Annotated in this window: 17 protein-coding genes and 1 pseudogene; 6 read left to right on the top strand and 12 right to left on the bottom strand. The window is 55.5% G+C overall.

What is annotated here, in order from left to right; all coding sequences use genetic code 11:
- Positions 1-112: 112 nt before the first annotated feature.
- The 7 genes from VF639_RS14040 to crtD form a co-directional block, all read right to left on the bottom strand.
- A complete protein-coding gene (locus VF639_RS14040; RefSeq protein WP_331146547.1) occupies positions 113-1,132 on the bottom strand; it encodes a Brp/Blh family beta-carotene 15,15'-dioxygenase in 1,020 nt (339 codons plus the stop codon).
- A gap of 36 nt (positions 1,133-1,168) precedes the next feature.
- A complete protein-coding gene (locus tag VF639_RS14035; protein ID WP_331146546.1) occupies positions 1,169-1,942 on the bottom strand; it encodes a bacteriorhodopsin in 774 nt (257 codons plus the stop codon).
- A 505-nt stretch (positions 1,943-2,447) separates the two neighbouring features.
- The gene (locus VF639_RS14030) at positions 2,448-3,020 is read right to left on the bottom strand and encodes an arylesterase (RefSeq protein ID WP_331146545.1); all 573 of its coding nucleotides are present in this window, start codon (positions 3,018-3,020) and stop codon (positions 2,448-2,450) included.
- A gap of 297 nt (positions 3,021-3,317) precedes the next feature.
- Positions 3,318-3,557 (bottom strand): hypothetical protein, encoded by a 240-nt coding sequence (locus VF639_RS14025; RefSeq protein ID WP_331146544.1) that lies wholly within the window; start codon positions 3,555-3,557, stop codon positions 3,318-3,320.
- A 27-nt stretch (positions 3,558-3,584) separates the two neighbouring features.
- Positions 3,585-3,929, bottom strand: coding sequence for a TetR/AcrR family transcriptional regulator (locus VF639_RS14020; RefSeq protein WP_331146543.1), 345 nt, complete (start codon positions 3,927-3,929; stop codon positions 3,585-3,587).
- 98 nt (positions 3,930-4,027) lie between these two features.
- The gene (locus tag VF639_RS14015) at positions 4,028-4,711 is read right to left on the bottom strand and encodes a carotenoid biosynthesis protein (protein ID WP_331146542.1); all 684 of its coding nucleotides are present in this window, start codon (positions 4,709-4,711) and stop codon (positions 4,028-4,030) included.
- A 114-nt stretch (positions 4,712-4,825) separates the two neighbouring features.
- Positions 4,826-6,328: a 1-hydroxycarotenoid 3,4-desaturase CrtD gene (gene crtD / locus VF639_RS14010; RefSeq protein ID WP_331146541.1), complete on the bottom strand. Its 1,503-nt coding sequence runs from the start codon at positions 6,326-6,328 to the stop codon at positions 4,826-4,828.
- 560 nt (positions 6,329-6,888) lie between these two features.
- On the opposite strand from crtD, the gene VF639_RS14005 reads away from it, so the two are divergent.
- Together VF639_RS14005 and VF639_RS14000 are read left to right on the top strand one after the other, a co-directional pair.
- Complete coding sequence (locus tag VF639_RS14005) at positions 6,889-7,110, top strand: hypothetical protein (protein ID WP_331146540.1); 222 nt, start codon at positions 6,889-6,891, stop codon at positions 7,108-7,110.
- 111 nt (positions 7,111-7,221) lie between these two features.
- Positions 7,222-8,112: a prohibitin family protein gene (locus VF639_RS14000; RefSeq protein ID WP_331146539.1), complete on the top strand. Its 891-nt coding sequence runs from the start codon at positions 7,222-7,224 to the stop codon at positions 8,110-8,112.
- Between the two features lie 89 nt (positions 8,113-8,201).
- On the opposite strand, the gene VF639_RS13995 is transcribed toward VF639_RS14000, so the two are convergent.
- Positions 8,202-9,389 carry a class I SAM-dependent rRNA methyltransferase gene (locus tag VF639_RS13995; RefSeq protein WP_331146538.1) on the bottom strand — a complete coding sequence of 396 codons (1,188 nt, stop codon included), beginning with the start codon at positions 9,387-9,389 and terminating at the stop codon, positions 8,202-8,204.
- Between the two features lie 136 nt (positions 9,390-9,525).
- Complete coding sequence (locus tag VF639_RS13990) at positions 9,526-11,061, bottom strand: lipase maturation factor family protein (protein WP_331146537.1); 1,536 nt, start codon at positions 11,059-11,061, stop codon at positions 9,526-9,528.
- Positions 11,062-11,172: 111 nt separating this feature from the next.
- On the opposite strand from VF639_RS13990, the gene VF639_RS13985 reads away from it, so the two are divergent.
- Positions 11,173-11,637 (top strand): GNAT family N-acetyltransferase, encoded by a 465-nt coding sequence (locus VF639_RS13985; protein ID WP_331146536.1) that lies wholly within the window; start codon positions 11,173-11,175, stop codon positions 11,635-11,637.
- 43 nt (positions 11,638-11,680) lie between these two features.
- On the opposite strand, the gene VF639_RS13980 is transcribed toward VF639_RS13985, so the two are convergent.
- Both VF639_RS13980 and VF639_RS13975 read right to left on the bottom strand, forming a co-directional pair.
- Complete coding sequence (locus tag VF639_RS13980; protein WP_331146535.1) at positions 11,681-12,211, bottom strand: hypothetical protein; 531 nt, start codon at positions 12,209-12,211, stop codon at positions 11,681-11,683.
- Positions 12,212-12,304: 93 nt separating this feature from the next.
- Entirely contained in the window at positions 12,305-12,760 is a 456-nt protein-coding gene (locus VF639_RS13975) for an SRPBCC family protein (protein WP_331146534.1), read from the bottom strand.
- Positions 12,761-12,985: 225 nt separating this feature from the next.
- Here VF639_RS13975 and VF639_RS13970 point away from each other — a divergent pair, with 225 nt between their 5' ends.
- Genes VF639_RS13970 through VF639_RS13960 form a run of 3 tightly spaced genes read left to right on the top strand, consistent with a single transcriptional unit; the run spans position 12,986 to position 15,302 of the window.
- The gene (locus VF639_RS13970) at positions 12,986-13,471 is read left to right on the top strand and encodes a hypothetical protein (protein WP_331146533.1); all 486 of its coding nucleotides are present in this window, start codon (positions 12,986-12,988) and stop codon (positions 13,469-13,471) included.
- A gap of 32 nt (positions 13,472-13,503) precedes the next feature.
- Positions 13,504-14,292 (top strand): hypothetical protein, encoded by a 789-nt coding sequence (locus VF639_RS13965; RefSeq protein ID WP_331146532.1) that lies wholly within the window; start codon positions 13,504-13,506, stop codon positions 14,290-14,292.
- A gap of 11 nt (positions 14,293-14,303) precedes the next feature.
- Positions 14,304-15,302, top strand: a complete 999-nt coding sequence (locus VF639_RS13960) for a sensor histidine kinase (RefSeq protein WP_331146531.1) — start codon at positions 14,304-14,306, stop codon at positions 15,300-15,302.
- A gap of 21 nt (positions 15,303-15,323) precedes the next feature.
- On the opposite strand, the pseudogene VF639_RS25495 reads toward VF639_RS13960, so the two are convergent.
- Positions 15,324-16,030 (bottom strand): annotated as a pseudogene (locus tag VF639_RS25495) (hypothetical protein).
- Positions 16,031-16,071: the final 41 nt, after the last annotated feature.

The following is a 16,071-nucleotide window of genomic DNA, read 5'->3' as shown; positions in this document are numbered from 1 at the left end:
GCTATACACAGGGCCTTGCGAGCTTTGGGTATGGCGGCAAGGCGTTTACTGCTAACGCAAGAAAGCCGGCCTTCAACTGAAGGCCGGCTTTCTTGCGTTAGCAGTGTCGCGGTTAATGACCTGAACCAACCGGTTGCCGGTGGGCAGCATCCATTACTAGCGTGACAAGCAAAGCGTGGGGCAGCGTTACAATGGAGGCGGCTACTAGCGCAAAGCTGAACCAAGCAGTGGCATCAGGCAATTGAGGAGCCAGCACACACCCAACTATCAGCAGCCCCACACAACTTAGGGTTAGCAAGGGGGCTGCCCGTCGCAGAAAAAATCTTAGTTGCGTACCCAACTCGACCCAGGCGGTGCGGCGTCGGACGGGGGCGGGATAGCCTAGCCATTGAGTCAGGCGCAAAACGTGTTGGAGACTATGCCAGAACACAAAATACACGCCCACCGACAGCATAGGCGGTAGCGCAACAAGCAGCCCCGTCAGTAGCAACACTTCCACTAACTCCATTCCAAGTACCGCCCACTTGCGCTGAATTAGGTAACGTATCCAGAGTATCACGTGACCAACTAATACTATGGACCCCAAAAGGGCCGCCGTTCGCTCGTACAGTGGCTGAGATACGGCGGGAGCCCCGGCAAACCCAAGTAGCCCATCTACAATGTCCGCCGTTTCGATGGGCCACCTCCACAAGGGCAGCAGGAATAGCAGCAGGCCACGTAATAGGCTGTGCATCAGCCACCAAATCGGAGTGCTGTGGAGCTCCGGAGGTGCGTCTGCCGAGCCCCAGTGCCAGACAGTAAGCAGAAAAAAAAGGCCAACCATAGCCGCTGGCCACCACCACCACAGCAGCCCTATTACGGCCGCTAGCCCCAGGTAGCCAACCAAAAACCGTAGCCAGTAGTGGAGCCGGCTGGTAGCAACGGAGCCGGCCCAGACGGCTGGCACCACAAGCTGGTCGCAGGCACCATGCGCCACTCCCAATAGCACCATTCCTACCGCTAGCGGCAACCCGAGCAGCACCCAAGCCTGCGTTGGAAAAGCAACTCCCATAGCGGTCAGGGTCAGAACGGCTACGTAGGAGTAGCGGCGTTGTGGCCAGATGCGCGGAACAGGAGTGGGAGTAGCCAGCATGGCGGAGGGAAGTACGGTCTGGGAAGCCCTGCGGGGTTACGCTACAGTTGCTACCCCAGCAGGCGAAACTTTCACCTCCGATTCGCTGCGTGCAATACCGTACACTACCAGCCCGAAGCCGATTTTATTGATGGCATCGGCAATATTGTAAAGCAGGTCGAGGTCGTGAGGGCGGAGTAGTTTGGCGCCGTCGGGACCGAGCCAGCCGCCGGGCATAGCCATGTAGCCGATCGGGTAGATGGCCCAGCCAACCAGCACAAACCAAGCCAGCGCCCGCACCCCTTTCTGCACGGCCACCGAGTCAGAAGCGGCGGCCAGTTGCGCTACTTCACCAAACCAGGCCGAGTACAGGATATAGAGGTAGCCCAGCGTAGAAAGGGAACCCCACAAAACGGAGTGCCCCATGGAACCATCCGTAAAGGCTTCACCGATATAGCCGAACACAAGCATGATAACGGCCGCCACAATCAGCTTATAAAGCAAAGCCAATTTGGCACCCGCCGCCCGTACCAAGAGGTAAAACTCCACCACCATCAGCGGCACAGTCAGCGTCCAGTCGATGTAGCGCAAGGCAATGGGCGTTTCGTGGGTAGTGACGTAATAATCACGCATGTAGTAGTAATGCACGGCGGCAATACCAGTTATCAAGCCCGAAATCAAAAGAGAAGTTTTCCACTTGTCAGCTACCGTGCTGCGTTCAAACAAAAAGAATACGGACGCCGCAAACATGGCCATGTATCCTGTGAAAAAAGTAAAAGCTACCGGGTCATCTACCGGGATACGCATGACTTCAAGGAACATGGTTTGCATGGGAAAAATAGTTGAGGTTGAAAGATGAAGTATTAATAATATAAGATGCTTTATTGTTTAGCTTTTGATGTAAAAAAGTTAAACAAATATTTCTACCCTATGAGTGCTAGCTGCTCAACAGTAAGAGAAGAGTGTATTGCTTACTGTTTAGGGTCTGGTACTACTTGGCTCGCCCAAAAGTGACGACTCCTGAAAGCGCCCAAAAAAGCCTTTACTATCAAGTCAAGGCTTTTTTGGGCGCTTTCAGGAGTCGCTCAGAAAGAGTTGATGCGTCATCATCTATAGTGGAGGCCGGTGCTTCCAAAGCAGATTTCAGCAATCTGCTGGTGGATTTCTCACAGGGAATCACCCTTTGCGCCTGTTACTTATTGTTACGCATCAATGCACAGGGCAAGCTAGGGTGATAGTGTAACCTCAGTATACAGAAGTGGCTTGGGAGGTTGTTCCAGAACAAGCTCAGCATGAACGTCTAACGAATTCTTACATAGCGCCAAAGTTAGAAGCGTTACAAAAGAGGCTGTAAAACCGTCCACACGTTATCAGCCAGAATCTTCTGGCCGGCAGCGTTGGGGTGCACGCCATCGGGGAGGTTGAGCTCGCGGCGACCGAGTACGCCTTGTAGCAGGAAGGGCACGAAGGGCAGGTTGTTTTGGTCGGCCAGCGCCCGGAACAAGGCCTTGAATTCCTGGGCATAGCGCGCCATCTGGTGGCCGCCCAACGGGCCCAAGTCAAACGGGAACTCCAGCCCTACCAGCACAATGCGGGCCTTAGGGTACTTAAGCTTTACCTGGTCGATGATGGTTTGCAGGTTTTGGGTGGTTTCGCGGACGGGGATGCCGCGCAGCCCGTCGTTGGCCCCCAACGCCAGCACGAATACGTCAACGGGCTGGCGGTTCAGCACGCTGGCCAGGCGCAGCCGGCCGCCCGCGCTGGTTTCGCCGCTCACGCCATAGTTGAAGGTTTTGTAAGCTAAGCCTAGCGAATTAGTTCGCTGCTGAAGTAGGGTAGGAAAAGCCGCGCTGGCGGGCAGCTGATAGCCGGCCGTGAGGCTGTCGCCGAAGAAAATTATGTTTTGCATACGAAGGAAAAGCGGTAGGAAACTTCGCGCATCGCTAAACCTGACATAAGCTGCCAGGCTGGCTCGGGTAAGACGAACCCCAAGCAGTCAGTTAAAAACGCGAAGTTGGCGAAAGGGAAAGCAGGGCCAGAGTGCCACTGGCAAAACCTGAGTTACATAAAAGCAAACGACCAGGAGGGGCCGTGGGTTCCTGTACTGAGTTGCTTCCAACAAGCCAAAAGCAACCCGGACTCACCTCCTTTACGAAGCTGAGTTTGGGTTGCTTTTGTAGTGCCTGCCGCTATGCCTTGACGACGGCTACATCCGGGCGAAGTGGGAGGTGGCAAGCCGACAGCCTTCTTCGGTGCACAGGCCGCGCACGTAGTAGAAGAAGATATTGCGGTAAGCGTCGGCCAGGTTAGTATGGTCGGGGGGGAAGACCTGTTCATTGAGAATCAGGCTGAACTGCGCCAGCATGATGCGAGCAATAAAGGGCGCATCGAGGTCAGCGCGGAACTGGCCTTCCACAATGCCTTCTTGCAGCAGCCGCGTGAGCAAAGGGTAAGAGTATTGCTGTAAATATTCCTAAATAGTGTTCCAGGCCTGCGGATACTGCTCGCGCATCACGTGGTAGTCGTAGTGCGGGGAGCGGCGCAGCTCGTGCAAGCTGTGATGGAGCAAGGCCAGCAAACATTCTACGGGGGTGCCCAGGTTGGCAAACAGCTCGTCGTGCTCGTGGCGCTGCCGCGTTAAGTTGCGCCGAATCACTTGTGATATCAGTTCCGACTTAGAGCCGAATAAGCCCCGAAATGCCGCCAGATTTATGTCGAGCTCAGCCGCTATCTGCTCTTCATGTACTAAGCCAACTCCGACAGATCGAAATAATGAATTTGCTTTGTCAAGTAACTGATGGAGTATTACTTGCTCCATAAGGCAAATAGGGTTGAGTGAAAACGACTGCTCAGCTTATAACGCGGATACCACAAGCAAATAGTATTCCTGATAAGTGTTATTTTTTAATATGAACTTCAACCTAACAAACCGAGCCCGAAAAAGAACAGCAGTTGCAGCATATACACGAACGGTGCCAGCGCATTGCGTTTCACAAAATCGGTGCGGTTAAAGAACACTTGCAGGATAAGGGATACCGCAAACCACCCCTTGAAGTTTTGGAAGGGAATCACATCGAACCGCCACTGCCAGAAGTTGTAGCGCACGGCAATGGGCTCCAAGCACGCATCGAGGCCCACCATCAACAGAGCCGCAACTACTGCCCGTGCGAAGGCAGGCAACGGCAGGTAACGGGCCAGAATGCCGGTAGTGTACGTGAGCATCAGCCAGTTAATAGCCACCAGCAGAGGCACACCTAGCCACTGTAGCCCAAGAGTAGGGCCGTACTGGTAGAAGCCAAACACCAAACCAGTCCGCGTGCCAATCACTTCCACAAAGAAGCCTACCGCAGCTGTTACCAGGCAAAACCACACGAATGCCGCACTGCGCTCGGGCTGGAACGCCAGCAGCAGTCCCACCGTGAGCAGCAGATTCAGAGGTACAAACTGCAGGTAAAAGTCGGGATTAGCTGAAAAGCCTAGGCCAATGAAGCCGGTGATGTGAAACAGAAGCAAGATGCCCTGCGCAATTCGTAGCCGCCGCTGTTGAGCGGGCAGCTGCGTTGTTGCCGGGGCCGGGTATTGTTGAGTCGGGTCGGGCATGAGGAGAAATTATGAATCATGAATTATGAACTGAGAATTATGGATTGCTTTTTCACGGAAGCTAGACCACTGCGGTAGGCAGACGTTTTAAAAGCAATGCAGAATTCAGGATTCTCAATTCATAATTAAATCAGATACGATTCGGGCGGAGAGCAGGCAGAGCGGTATGCCGCCGCCCGGGTGCACCGAGCCGCCGCAAAAGTACAGCCCTTCCAGCTTCCGCGAGAAATTAGGGTGACGCAGGAAAGCCGCCAGCTGGTTGTTGCTGGAACTGCCGTACAGCGCCCCCCCAAATGACGACGTACGCTCGGCAATGCCTGGCGGGTCCCATACGTGCTCGGCTCGGATAAGCGCGGCTACGTCGGTGCCCAGGGCTTTGCTGACGCGAGTTAGCACGGCTTGTCGGGTTTGGTGGATGAGGGCGGGCCAGTCCTGACCCTGGTCATGGGGTACGTTCACCATCACAAACCAGTTTTCGTGGCCGGGTGGCGCATCGGTAGGCGTGTACCCACTCGTGATGTTGACGTACACCGTAGGGTCGGGGCTGACGGTCTTTTGTTGAAAGATGGCCTCGAATTCTTGCTGATAATTTTCCGAGAAAAAGATGTTGTGCACCCCCAACTCCGGAAAGCGCCGCGCCACGCCCCAATAAAAAATCAGGGCCGAGGAAGAGCGGGGCTGGCCTAGCGTGCGCTCGGGCGCAGGCTGCGTGGGCAGCAGCTTGCGGTACGTCGGCACCACGTCCATGTTGCTGACCACCAACCCGAAATCGTACACGTCCTGCGCGGTCCGGACGCCGGTTACGCGGCCGTCGGCGGTCAGGATTTCCAATACTGGCTCCTGATAGCGAAACGCTATGCCTAACTCTTCGGCCAGCCGCACCAGGCTTTGCGCTATGGCATAGATGCCGCCTTCCGGGTAGAATGCGCCTAGCCCGTGTTCCAGATGCGGAATCATGCTGAGTGTGGCGGGGGCCTGGTAGGGGTCGGAGCCGTTATAGGTGGCAAACCGGTCGAAGAGCTGCACGAGGCGCGCATCCCGCGGGAAGGCCGTTTGGTGCCGTTGGTGCATGGTTTCCAGCAAGCCCAGCTGCGGTACGGCTGCCACAGCCTTCAGCACTTCGGGACTGAGGTAGGTTTTGGCCCGGTGCAGCGACTTTTGCAGAAACGTGCCCGCCGTAGCCGAGTAAGAACGACGGCTGCGCGCCAGAAAACTCAGCACGTCGGCGGCCGGCACCCGGAGCTTTACTTCTACTTCGGCAGCAAACTTTTCTTCATCGGCCCAGGCCGTGAGTTGGGTACCGTCGGCGAAGAAGTACTCGGTAATCGGGTCGAGGCGCTGGTAGCGAAAATAGTCGGCGGGGTTGCGGCCCGCCAGTTCAAACAGCTCATCGACGAGGTGCGGCAGCGTAAACAACGACGGCCCGCCATCAAACCGGTAGCCGCCGGGCAGCTCCAGCTGGTGCATCTTGCCCCCGAAGCTTTCCTGCGCCTCAAACACCGTAACGCGGTGCCCACGCACCGCCAGCCGCACCGCCGTAGCAATACCGGCAATGCCCGCCCCCACGATGGCAACAGGTTGGGAAGAAGGCGAAACGTAAGTTTTCTGGCGAGCCACAGGGTGAAGATAGAAGAGAGGTTGCACCTATAACCCGCATACAGGCTTTATGGCTTACATAAAATGCACCGCGAAGTTCCACTCAACAGGGCTTTGCACAAAAATGGACCGTGGCGCTTGGGCGAGCATCAGGAACGCACCGCGAAGTGAGGCTTTACGCTAGTGGGTTGTAGTCAGGTAATTAGCAGTTATTCGGGGGGCTCTTTACTACAGCCCTTCTACTTAGTTACCGCCATTTTTAGGTTGGTGTTAGATAGTAGCATGAAGCTCATGCCTTGCACAGCGCTGTTGAGGTTGAGTGGCTACTTTGCGCCATACTAATAGGCGAAGGCTAGGCTTTGCGCTACAGCCTACGCCTCTATTCACCTGAATACCGCTCAATGCGCTCTTACAGTGCTTATTATCTCCACGTAACGCGGTGTACAACAACTTTTCCGGGCTATCGAAGCACTTGCCTGTAATGCCAAGCATCTTTTCGCGATTCATTACCGCGTAGCTGCAAAAGAACTAGCTACAGATACATTCTACTGTTCAGATATAGTAGCTTTGACTGCTTGTTTATGCCTGTTCAACGCCCTTCCTACTTGCGCATAGCTTTCTGGCTGCTGTTCTACGGCGTGGTGCTGCCCTACGCTGTGCCCGTCTGCCTCGACTGGCTGAGCCGTTCCTCGAACTGGTGGCTAGCCTGCGGCATCGTGGGCTTTCTGGTTCTGGCGGCCGGCGTGGCCTTGTCGTTGTACCAAGCCGGCCGGGCCCTTACTGCTTACTTCCTACGAGGCTAGATTTTCGGGTGTTTTGGTTTTTTGGCGTTTGTAGACAGCCATTATTTCCAAAGCTAACACCAGTGACTACCAGCCAAAAACTAAAAACGAATAACAAAAAACTACCTAGAAATGGCTGAATATCAATTAAACCCTAGCCGCAGCTGGCTGAAACCTGTCATCTTCGTTGGCTTGCTGCTGCTGGCGCTGGTAGCGAGTTGCAGCTTGATTAAGGTGGAGCGCATCGATGCCGGCAACGTAGGTATCAAGGTGAACCTGGCTGGCTCCGGCCGCGGCGTCGACGACATCACTTACGCTACTGGTTGGGTGTTTTATAGCCCGCTGAGTACGGCCGTGTACGAGTTTCCGGTATACACGCAACACAAAGAGTACGAGGAATTTGAGGTGCAGAGCCGGGACGGCTCCAGCTTCGGCGTGGCGCCTAGCCTCAACTATTACATCCAGTCCGATAAAGTAGACGATATTTTCCGGCAGTACCGCCGCCCGCTGCCCGCCATCGAGGACGGCTTCCTGAAAACGGCCGTGTACGAAGCCTACCGCGTGGCCACCAACCGCTACACCGCCGACAGCCTCATCAGCAACCGCGGCAGCTACGAGGCCCGGGTGAAAGCCAACCTCGTGACGCAGCTCCAGAGCATGGGCTTCATTGTGCAGCAAATCACCACCAAGCTAGAGCCACCCGCCAGCCTGAAAGCCGCCATCGATGCCAAAAACACCGCTGTGCAAACCGGCCTGCAAACCGAAAACCGCATCCGGCAGGCCGAGGCGCAAGCCCGCATCAACATCGCCGAAGCCGAGGGCCGTGCCAAAGCCATCCGTATTGCCGCCGACGCTCAGGCCTATGCCAACGAAAAGCAGCAACAGTCGCTCACGCCGCTGCTGGTGCAGATGCGCTGGATTGAAGCCTGGGAAAAAGGCGGCAGCAACGTACCCACCTACACCAGTGGCGCCGGTGGCAGCCAGTTCCTGATGCAAATGCCGACGCCTAGTGCTGGCAAATAGAGGTTGTTCCGAGTGAAGCGAGGAATCTGAGGTGCCCGTGGAGGCTAACTCAGATTCCTGGCTTCACTCGGAACAACAATTTTTAGCCTTTACTCCACGGCCAGCACCAGCCCTTTCAGATACTCACCTTCCGGGTGGAACAAGCTCACGGGGTGGTCGGCGGGTTGGGTGAGGCGGTGCAGGATACGAGCGGGGCGGCCCGCTTCGATGGCCGCGGCTAGCACAGCGCCCTCAAAAAGCTCGGCCGATACCACCTGTGAGCAGCTGAACGTAAAGAGCAGTCCGCCTGGTGCAATCTGCTTGATACCGGCGGCATTCAGGCGCTTGTAGCCCATCAGGGCGTTATGACGGGCCGAGAGGTGCTTGGCAAAAGCGGGTGGGTCGAGCACGATGAGGTCGTATTGCTCCTGGCTGGCTTTGAGGAAGCTGAACACGTCTTCGGCGTAAGCGGCGTGCTTGCTTTCGAGGCCGGTGAGGGCGGCGTTGCGCTCGGTTAGCTCGATGGCCTTCTTGCTGGAATCCACGGAGTGCACCAACTCGGCACCGGCCTGCAAGGCGTAGGAACTGAAGCCGCCAGTGTAGCAGAATGTGTTGAGCACCCGGCGGCCGGGTGCGTAGCGGGCTAGTAGGCTGCGGTTGTCGCGCTGGTCGATGAAGAAGCCGGTTTTCTGGCCGGTTTCCCAATCCACGGCGAAGGGGTGGCCGTTTTCCTGCACCACGTGCTCGGTGCCGTTGCTCTCGCCCCACAGGTAGCCGTTGCGGGCATCGGGGGCGGCTTTGGCGGGTACGGTTTCGGCGCTTTTGTCGTAGATGGCGCGCAGACCGGGCACTATGGCTTGCAAGGCCGCCGCAATGAGGGGGCGTGCCTTGTACATGCCAGCACTGTGGGCCTGCACCACGGCTACATCGCCGTACACATCAATAATGAGGCCGGGCAGCCCGTCGCCCTCGGCGTGGGTGAGGCGGTACACGTTGGTGTTGCCGGTGCCGGTAAGGCCCAGGCCCTGCCGAAGCTGGTAGGCGTTGCGGAGGCGGGCTTCCCAGAAGCTCGCATCTGGCATTTGGGCGGCGGGCCCGAAGTCGAGCATGCGCACGGCAATGGAGCCGGGGGCGTAATGGCCCATACCGAGTACTTCGCCGTTGGCGGCCTGCACCATTACCACTTCCCCCTCCACCACCTCGCCCTGCATGCGGGCAATAGCCCCCGAAAACACCCACGGATGACGACGACGAAGAGATTGGTCTTTACCAGGCTTGAGCGTGATAGTGGCGGGCATAAGGCGGAAGTTCAAACGAAACAAGAAAGCCTAAAGGTACGCCAAAGCCACTTGGTGGGCTCGCACTGCTACCGCTCTAATGAGCAAGGCTTACATTTTACAGGTGCATTTTGCTCTGCACCGGAATCAGGAGGGTTTAGCGAAGCCACCCCGAGTTTTGCATGAATTCAACTAAGCGTGGGTCATTTGCCGAAAGAGCAGGCAGCCAAATGTCGACCCGCTCCCGATTCCACCAGAGCCCTTGGGGGTTGTCGGGCCGAGCAAACGTGTATCGATAGCGAATCGCCCGGATATAGCGCGGCGGCTTATCAGGGAAAGGGTTGCGCGCAAATAAGCTGACCGCTCCCCTATCGTTTTGCAGCAGTTTCCACACCAGGTGCAGCGTCCAAGGGTACTCAGCGGGCGACGACATGGCGGCAAACCACATTTGCCAGTCTAGCCGCAACTGATACGGCGCTATCTGCGGCGGGGGCTGGTTGAGAGCCACGGGTAAACCTTTGTAGAGGTAAGGTTGCCAATTGGCTTGGTCGCTGGAGTCCGGGTCCATGGTTCCTTCAAAGACGACATTCAACCGCTCCTGCCCCACGGTGCCGAAGGCCCCGTACGTGTTAACCAGATCCAGCGGGTCGAACGACGTGTTCATGACCTGTCCGGGTGAAACCATATTCAGAGCGGGCTGGATGCTCAGAACCGCGATAAGGGCCGTTACTACCCAGGCCGTAGCCAGCATGGGTTTCGATGGTTCGGCACGAGCGGCAGCGGCTTCCGCCTTCCGAACGAGCCGCCGGGGAAGCAGCCGGGCCCAGAAACCATCATCAAAGCAAGCCAGTGCCGGGATGATAGTCAGCCAGTTCAGAAACGAGAGGTTGCCACTAAGAATAATGTTGAGCTGGAAGAGCACCATCACCATGCCGGCTGCGTGCCGGCCGAATCTGGGGCCAAAGGCAAACAAGGGCGCTACCAGTTCGGCCAGCCAATTAAACCAGACGCCCACGCGCAACGCGCTGTGCGGCAGAAAATGAAACCACCGACTCAGAGGCCCCGGTATCGGCTGGGTTTCGAAATGATAGTAGAGCGCGGTGCTGTTGCGCCAGATTTCGTCGCCCCGCACTTTGATTAGGCCCGCCCCCAGCATGATGCGGAAAATCAGCCATCGGAACAGCACAATGATGGGCATGGGCGGTGCCTGCCGCGGAAACGGGCGCAGGTCGAGCAGCGGACAAAGAAAAATAGCCAGAAAGCCGGTTTCCGTCAGTTGAATTTCCCAGCCGTAGCCGTACCACTCTTGGCCGACGTGCACGATAGACATATACAGCACCCAGAGCGCCGCCATCGACAGCGCGTTAGCGAAGCCGGCTACCACCAGGCAGGCCAGCCCAAACCCAACCCAGGCAACCGTTAGCAAGGCTGCATCGGAATGCCAGAACCAAAACAGGGAGGGCAGCCGCCGAAAACCCGCGCCATCCGACCCGAGCGCGCTACTCACTTGCTCAAGGTAAGTGCCAACCGGAAGAAGCCCTTTCGAGCCAATCAGCGGCAGAATTTGGTTGATTGCTACCAGAAAGGCGACGGCGTAAAGCAAACCCAGCAGGCGCAGGATAACAAAGCGGGTGAGCCAATAGGTGGGCGAACTACCTGACGCTCGGAGAGTTGGGTGGAGTTCGTTCTCCATATTGCTTTTCACGACTAGAAGATCCTATTGCTAGTACTTTTCTGTCGGCAGCAGGTTATGAGGAGCTAGGTAGTAGGCACCGCTTCTGAACAAGGCTGCCTACCTTGCCACATGATGCACGCCGTCCGGATACTCGATTACGAGCCAGCCCATCAGCCGCAGTTCCGTGCCCTCAACGAAGAGTGGATAACCCGGTTTTTCGTGATGGAAGCGCCCGACTACCAAATGCTGGATGAGCCGGAGCAGTATATAGTAAAGCCTGGCGGAGCCATTCTGATGGCCGAGTACCAAGGACAACTGGTAGGCACCTGCGCTTTGTTGCACGAAGGCCACGGCGTGTTCGAGTTGGCCAAGATGGCGGTGTCGCCGGCCGCCCAGGGGCTCGGTATCGGCTGTGCGTTAGGGCAGGCGGCCATAGCCAAAGCTCGCCAGCTAGGAGCCCACCAACTGGAACTGCTATCTAACTCCCGCTTGGGGCCGGCACTGGCGCTGTACAATAAGCTTGGGTTTCGCCATGTGCCGATACCAAGTAGCCCCTATCAACGAACCGACGTGAAAATGGTGCCCGATTTGTAGCCAGCACTGAACCGTAATGTCGGCCTGTGTTCTAGCCGGGAACTCACGCGAATGGGTCGAGCCAGGCAATAAGGATGGCCAACGCTCCGGCCGCGGCAATGAGCCCCCATACCAGCCCGCCCCCTAGCGCCAACCCGATTAGCCCAATAGGCACCGCCAAAAATCCTAATATTCCAAATACCGTAGTGCCCAGCCCCACCTCCGCTGGTTTGCGAAGCGCCTTTGTGTGGTGCCGCACCGCCTGCGTAGCCGGCCGACTTAGCAACTGCGGTTTTGCCTGCGCCCGCCCCAGATCTTGGGTTACCGCCATGCGGATAGCCTGCCGGAGCTGTCGAGGCCGAATGCGTAACAGTTGGCGCGAGGCCGAGGGTTTTGGGGCCGGCGCTGCCACCGCCACGTCTTCTATTGTTGATTCGGGCTGGGTGGGCGCAGGGGCCGCCGAAACTGCCGCGGGCTGAAATAAGTAAGCCGGTCGGGTGCCGCTACAATTAGCCGTAAAAACGAGCACAAGCAGGGCGGCAGACCAACGCTGAAAAGGCCGAGTGCGGCGGACCGAAGTGGAACAGAACAACATAGACGAGGACGGATTCGCCGCAATATACGCGGCTTGACCTGCGCATATACGGCAACGGTATTCACAACGACGCTTGCCACCTAATTCGGTAACTCAGCGCCCCGCGCCCGACTTAAACCAGCGCCGATAAATAGGCCGGCGCCATACAAACTGCGCCCATATTACCGGAAACAGCAGCCGGTCGAGCAAACCAGAGGCAGTCCGGTATTCAATGTCTTCCACTATGTAGCAGCCACCGCCGGGCGCCGGCTGCATTAGGTGGCGGTGCTGCCAGTAGCGCAGCGGTGGGGGGAGGAGCTGGCCTTCATCCACGAAGTAGTGCGTGCCGTCGGGCGTGGTGCCGTGGTCGGTGATGAGCGAGGTCCAAAGCCGCCGCAACGGCCCCGCGCCTAATTCAATGTGCACCTCGTCGCCGCGCTGGCAGCCATCGAAGCGCAACAGATGAAACGGTGGAAACGGTGGAGCTAAAGCCAGAAACAGTTCCCGCGTGAAGCCAGCAGAAACTTGAGCGGGCGACGCGACGACGCGGGTGCGGAGGTAGAGGTGCATAGGTGGTAATACTATCTATGCCTGAGGTTGGTTTAAACTATGCGACTGAGCACCTAGCGGCCTTGCCCATGGCTCATAGTAAAGCAAATCAAACAGCGCTCAGTTGGCAGTGCAAATACTTCACTTTGTATATATTTTTTTGTAATATGCTATGTGCTCAAAGGCAACACTCTGCCGTTGAGCCTATCTGCAATTGTTAGCATTCACTCAAAAGCGAATTGCATCATGAGAAAAGGTGGTTACTTCATGTATACCGTCATACGCTTAGCCGCAATGGCAGGTATGACTTCTAGCTGTAATGATTTGCATAATGAAATTCCCTCTTTGGCCCCTCCCAAAAATCCAGGAGGTGTTGAAATAGTAGCTGATACAAAAGGAGGTGCATCATCAAAAAAGTATCAAGAAAAATTCGATAATGTAGAAATAAAATCTATTTATATTGATAAGGGAAAATTGCAAGCGTACATAAATTCAATGGGAGAGAATTGCAAAGGTTTTCGCTTGTATAGGTCGTTCAATCAAGATAATATCATAGAGCCTAAAGGAGTCATAGGTGTTATAATTGTAGGCGTTGATAAAAATAAAAACGATATAACAACTTCTAATAACCAAGGACTATTAACGGCAAAAGCTTTTGCCAGCTATGATAAATGTCCGGATAATTGTGATAAAGAGAGCTTATTTTATAGCACGGAAGCAGACAAAGATTAAATTAAGAAGCCAATAGGTTGGTATATATGTAAATGGAGAACTGGGCTGGAGCACTTCATCTTGCGAGCAGGGCGCTCGAAGCGGCACCACTGCTGCCGTTCGCTCTCTTGTGGGCGAGGCGCTACAACATACCTTTCAAGTTCAAGCTATTACCCTATTATATAGGAGCAGAGCTAGTACTTTATGTCCTCAAAATAGTAAGCAGATTCATATTTCGTAATGATGTTTACACCTTCCATTTGTCAACTGCTTTGGCCGTGCTGCTATTAGCTGAAACCTACCGGCGCCTATTTCATTCGCACAGAATATTAAATCTTATATCGGTATCGGTCTGGATATTTATAGGTGTTGCTTTCCTAGATGCGGCCGTATTAAATGGAATATTTAAGGACCTGAACAGTTATGCGCGAGCATTTGGCAGTATCATCTTGATAACCCTGTCGTTGTTACATATTGTCCAGATAAGTAGAACTAGTTTAAGCTTAGAAGAACAACCGGAATTTTTCCTTGATATAGCTGTTCTAACTTACTTTTCTTATTCTATTGTTACTTACGTAGCCACCAACATAATTTATAATTCTGGTTATGACCTGGCAACCAGAATTAAACTCGATAGAATAATTAGTAGCCCTGATATTTTTTTGTTTGCTATTCAAATGGGGTTGTTTGCTTGGTTGTTTAACTTCATTCCGCTGCACATTGCTCCGCTTCGGGCACTTCCTTACTGGCTGCACTATAGCCGGTGGCACCCGCGTCCGTATAGGCTGCTAGGGCAGAGTGTCGTTTTTCAGAACCACCTGACTACCACCGCCGGAAACTAGGCGCGCAGCTTATGCCTAACGCCTTATTGCCTTACCTGCTCATTGGTCCGGTTCTGCTGCTGCTGGTGGCAGGTATCGTAGGCATTGTAATCCGGGAGCAGCGACGCCGGCTGCGCCAAGAGCGCGAAAAGCACCAGATCCTGGCGCGGCAAAATGACCTGCTGGAGCAGCAAGTGCAGCAGCGCACCGCCGATTTGCAACAGTCGCTGATGCATCTGCAAACCACCCAGCGGCAACTAATTCAGAGTGAGAAGCTGGCCTCGCTAGGCGAACTGACGGCCGGTGTGGCGCATGAAATTCAAAACCCACTGAACTTCGTTTTGAACTTCTCGGAAGTCAGCGTCGAATTGGTACAGGAGGTGAAGGAGGAAATAATAGACAAGCTGGCCGAGCCGCAAAAAGCAGTAGCTGCCGAACTGCTTGATAGCTTGGAAGCTAACTTGGCACGGATTACACTTCACGGCCGCCGCGCCGATTCCATTGTGAAAGGGATGCTGCTCCATGCCCGCAACAGCCCAGGTGAGCGGCAGCCCACCGATTTAAATGTGTTGGCCGATCAGTATCTGCGGCTGGCTTACCAGGGAATTCGAGCGAAAAAGAAAGATTTCAACGTGGTCCTCACCACTCACTATGCGGCGCAGGCAGAACCCATCAACATGGCTGCCCAAGATATTGGCCGGGTTTTAATGAATCTGTTTAACAATGCCTTCTACGCGCTGCAAAAAAAACAGGAGCGCAACGAAGCGAACTACGAGGCGGAAATCAGAGTAAGCACCCAGCTGCTTAACCAGCAGTTCGAACTGCGGATATGGGACAATGGCACGGGTATTCCGGCGGCCGTGGAGCATAAGATTTACCAGCCTTTTTTCACCACCAAGCCCACCGGCGAAGGAACTGGATTAGGTTTGTCTTTGAGCTACGACATCATCACGAAAGGGCATGGGGGGACGCTTGTTTGCGAAACGCAAGAAGGTCACTATACCGAGTTCATTATGCGCCTGCCTTTGTAAGGCAATTTAATAAAATAGGAGTTACGCAGTTGCCCATTTAAGCAAATAGGTGTGGGCTGCGTCGGATACGCGCGAGTGGCTTCATACCAACTGCGTCCTATCTCCTGGCGCTGTACTTCCAAGCGGAGACAGGCGCGCAACGCACAGCCAATGTGCGTGCGCTGCGCACGAGCAACCTCCACCCGGGCTTTTTTACCCCGCAACACTGCTTCAGGCCCAGGTGGTACTCTTCGATGCCCCAGGCCAGGTCGGCTAGGGGCTCTCGTTCGGCTTCGCTCTAGCTCACTGCTGGCCCAGTACTTGGGGCCGTGCAGCCATGTGGGGCGTCGAACCGGAACACGCGAATCGGGCCGTAGCCTCTGAGCCAGAGCCAGATGTGCCGGCCAGCAGCTGGCACGCTACACTCGCTCAGCAGGCGTAGATACTGCGCATCGGGGTTGCCAGCCGGTTGCCATGCAGGCGCGTGAGCCAGCACCAGCCGCAGGTGCGCACCTGTTTGAGATTGGGCAGGCTGGCATACCAGCTGTCGAAGAGGCGGTAGTCGAGCAAAACGGCATCTGGTTCAAGTTGGTGCAAGAGGCGCGTAAAGGAATTGTGGATCACCAGCCCGGCTGCGGTAGCCGGCTGGACGCGGGTGGCTTCTGTGCCGCTCCTGTGCCGCTCGCCGATGTTGGGCTGCCTACTACAAACTGAATGTAGTCCTCGGCGTTGATCTTTGGCGTGTTCAACTCCTGAAATACGAAAGCCCCGACGGTATAACTCCTAAAGT

Origin of the sequence: Hymenobacter sp., from assembly GCF_036387835.1 — a bacterium.
Taxonomy (GTDB): domain Bacteria; phylum Bacteroidota; class Bacteroidia; order Cytophagales; family Hymenobacteraceae; genus Hymenobacter.
This window is presented reverse-complemented; position numbering and strand designations above follow the sequence as displayed.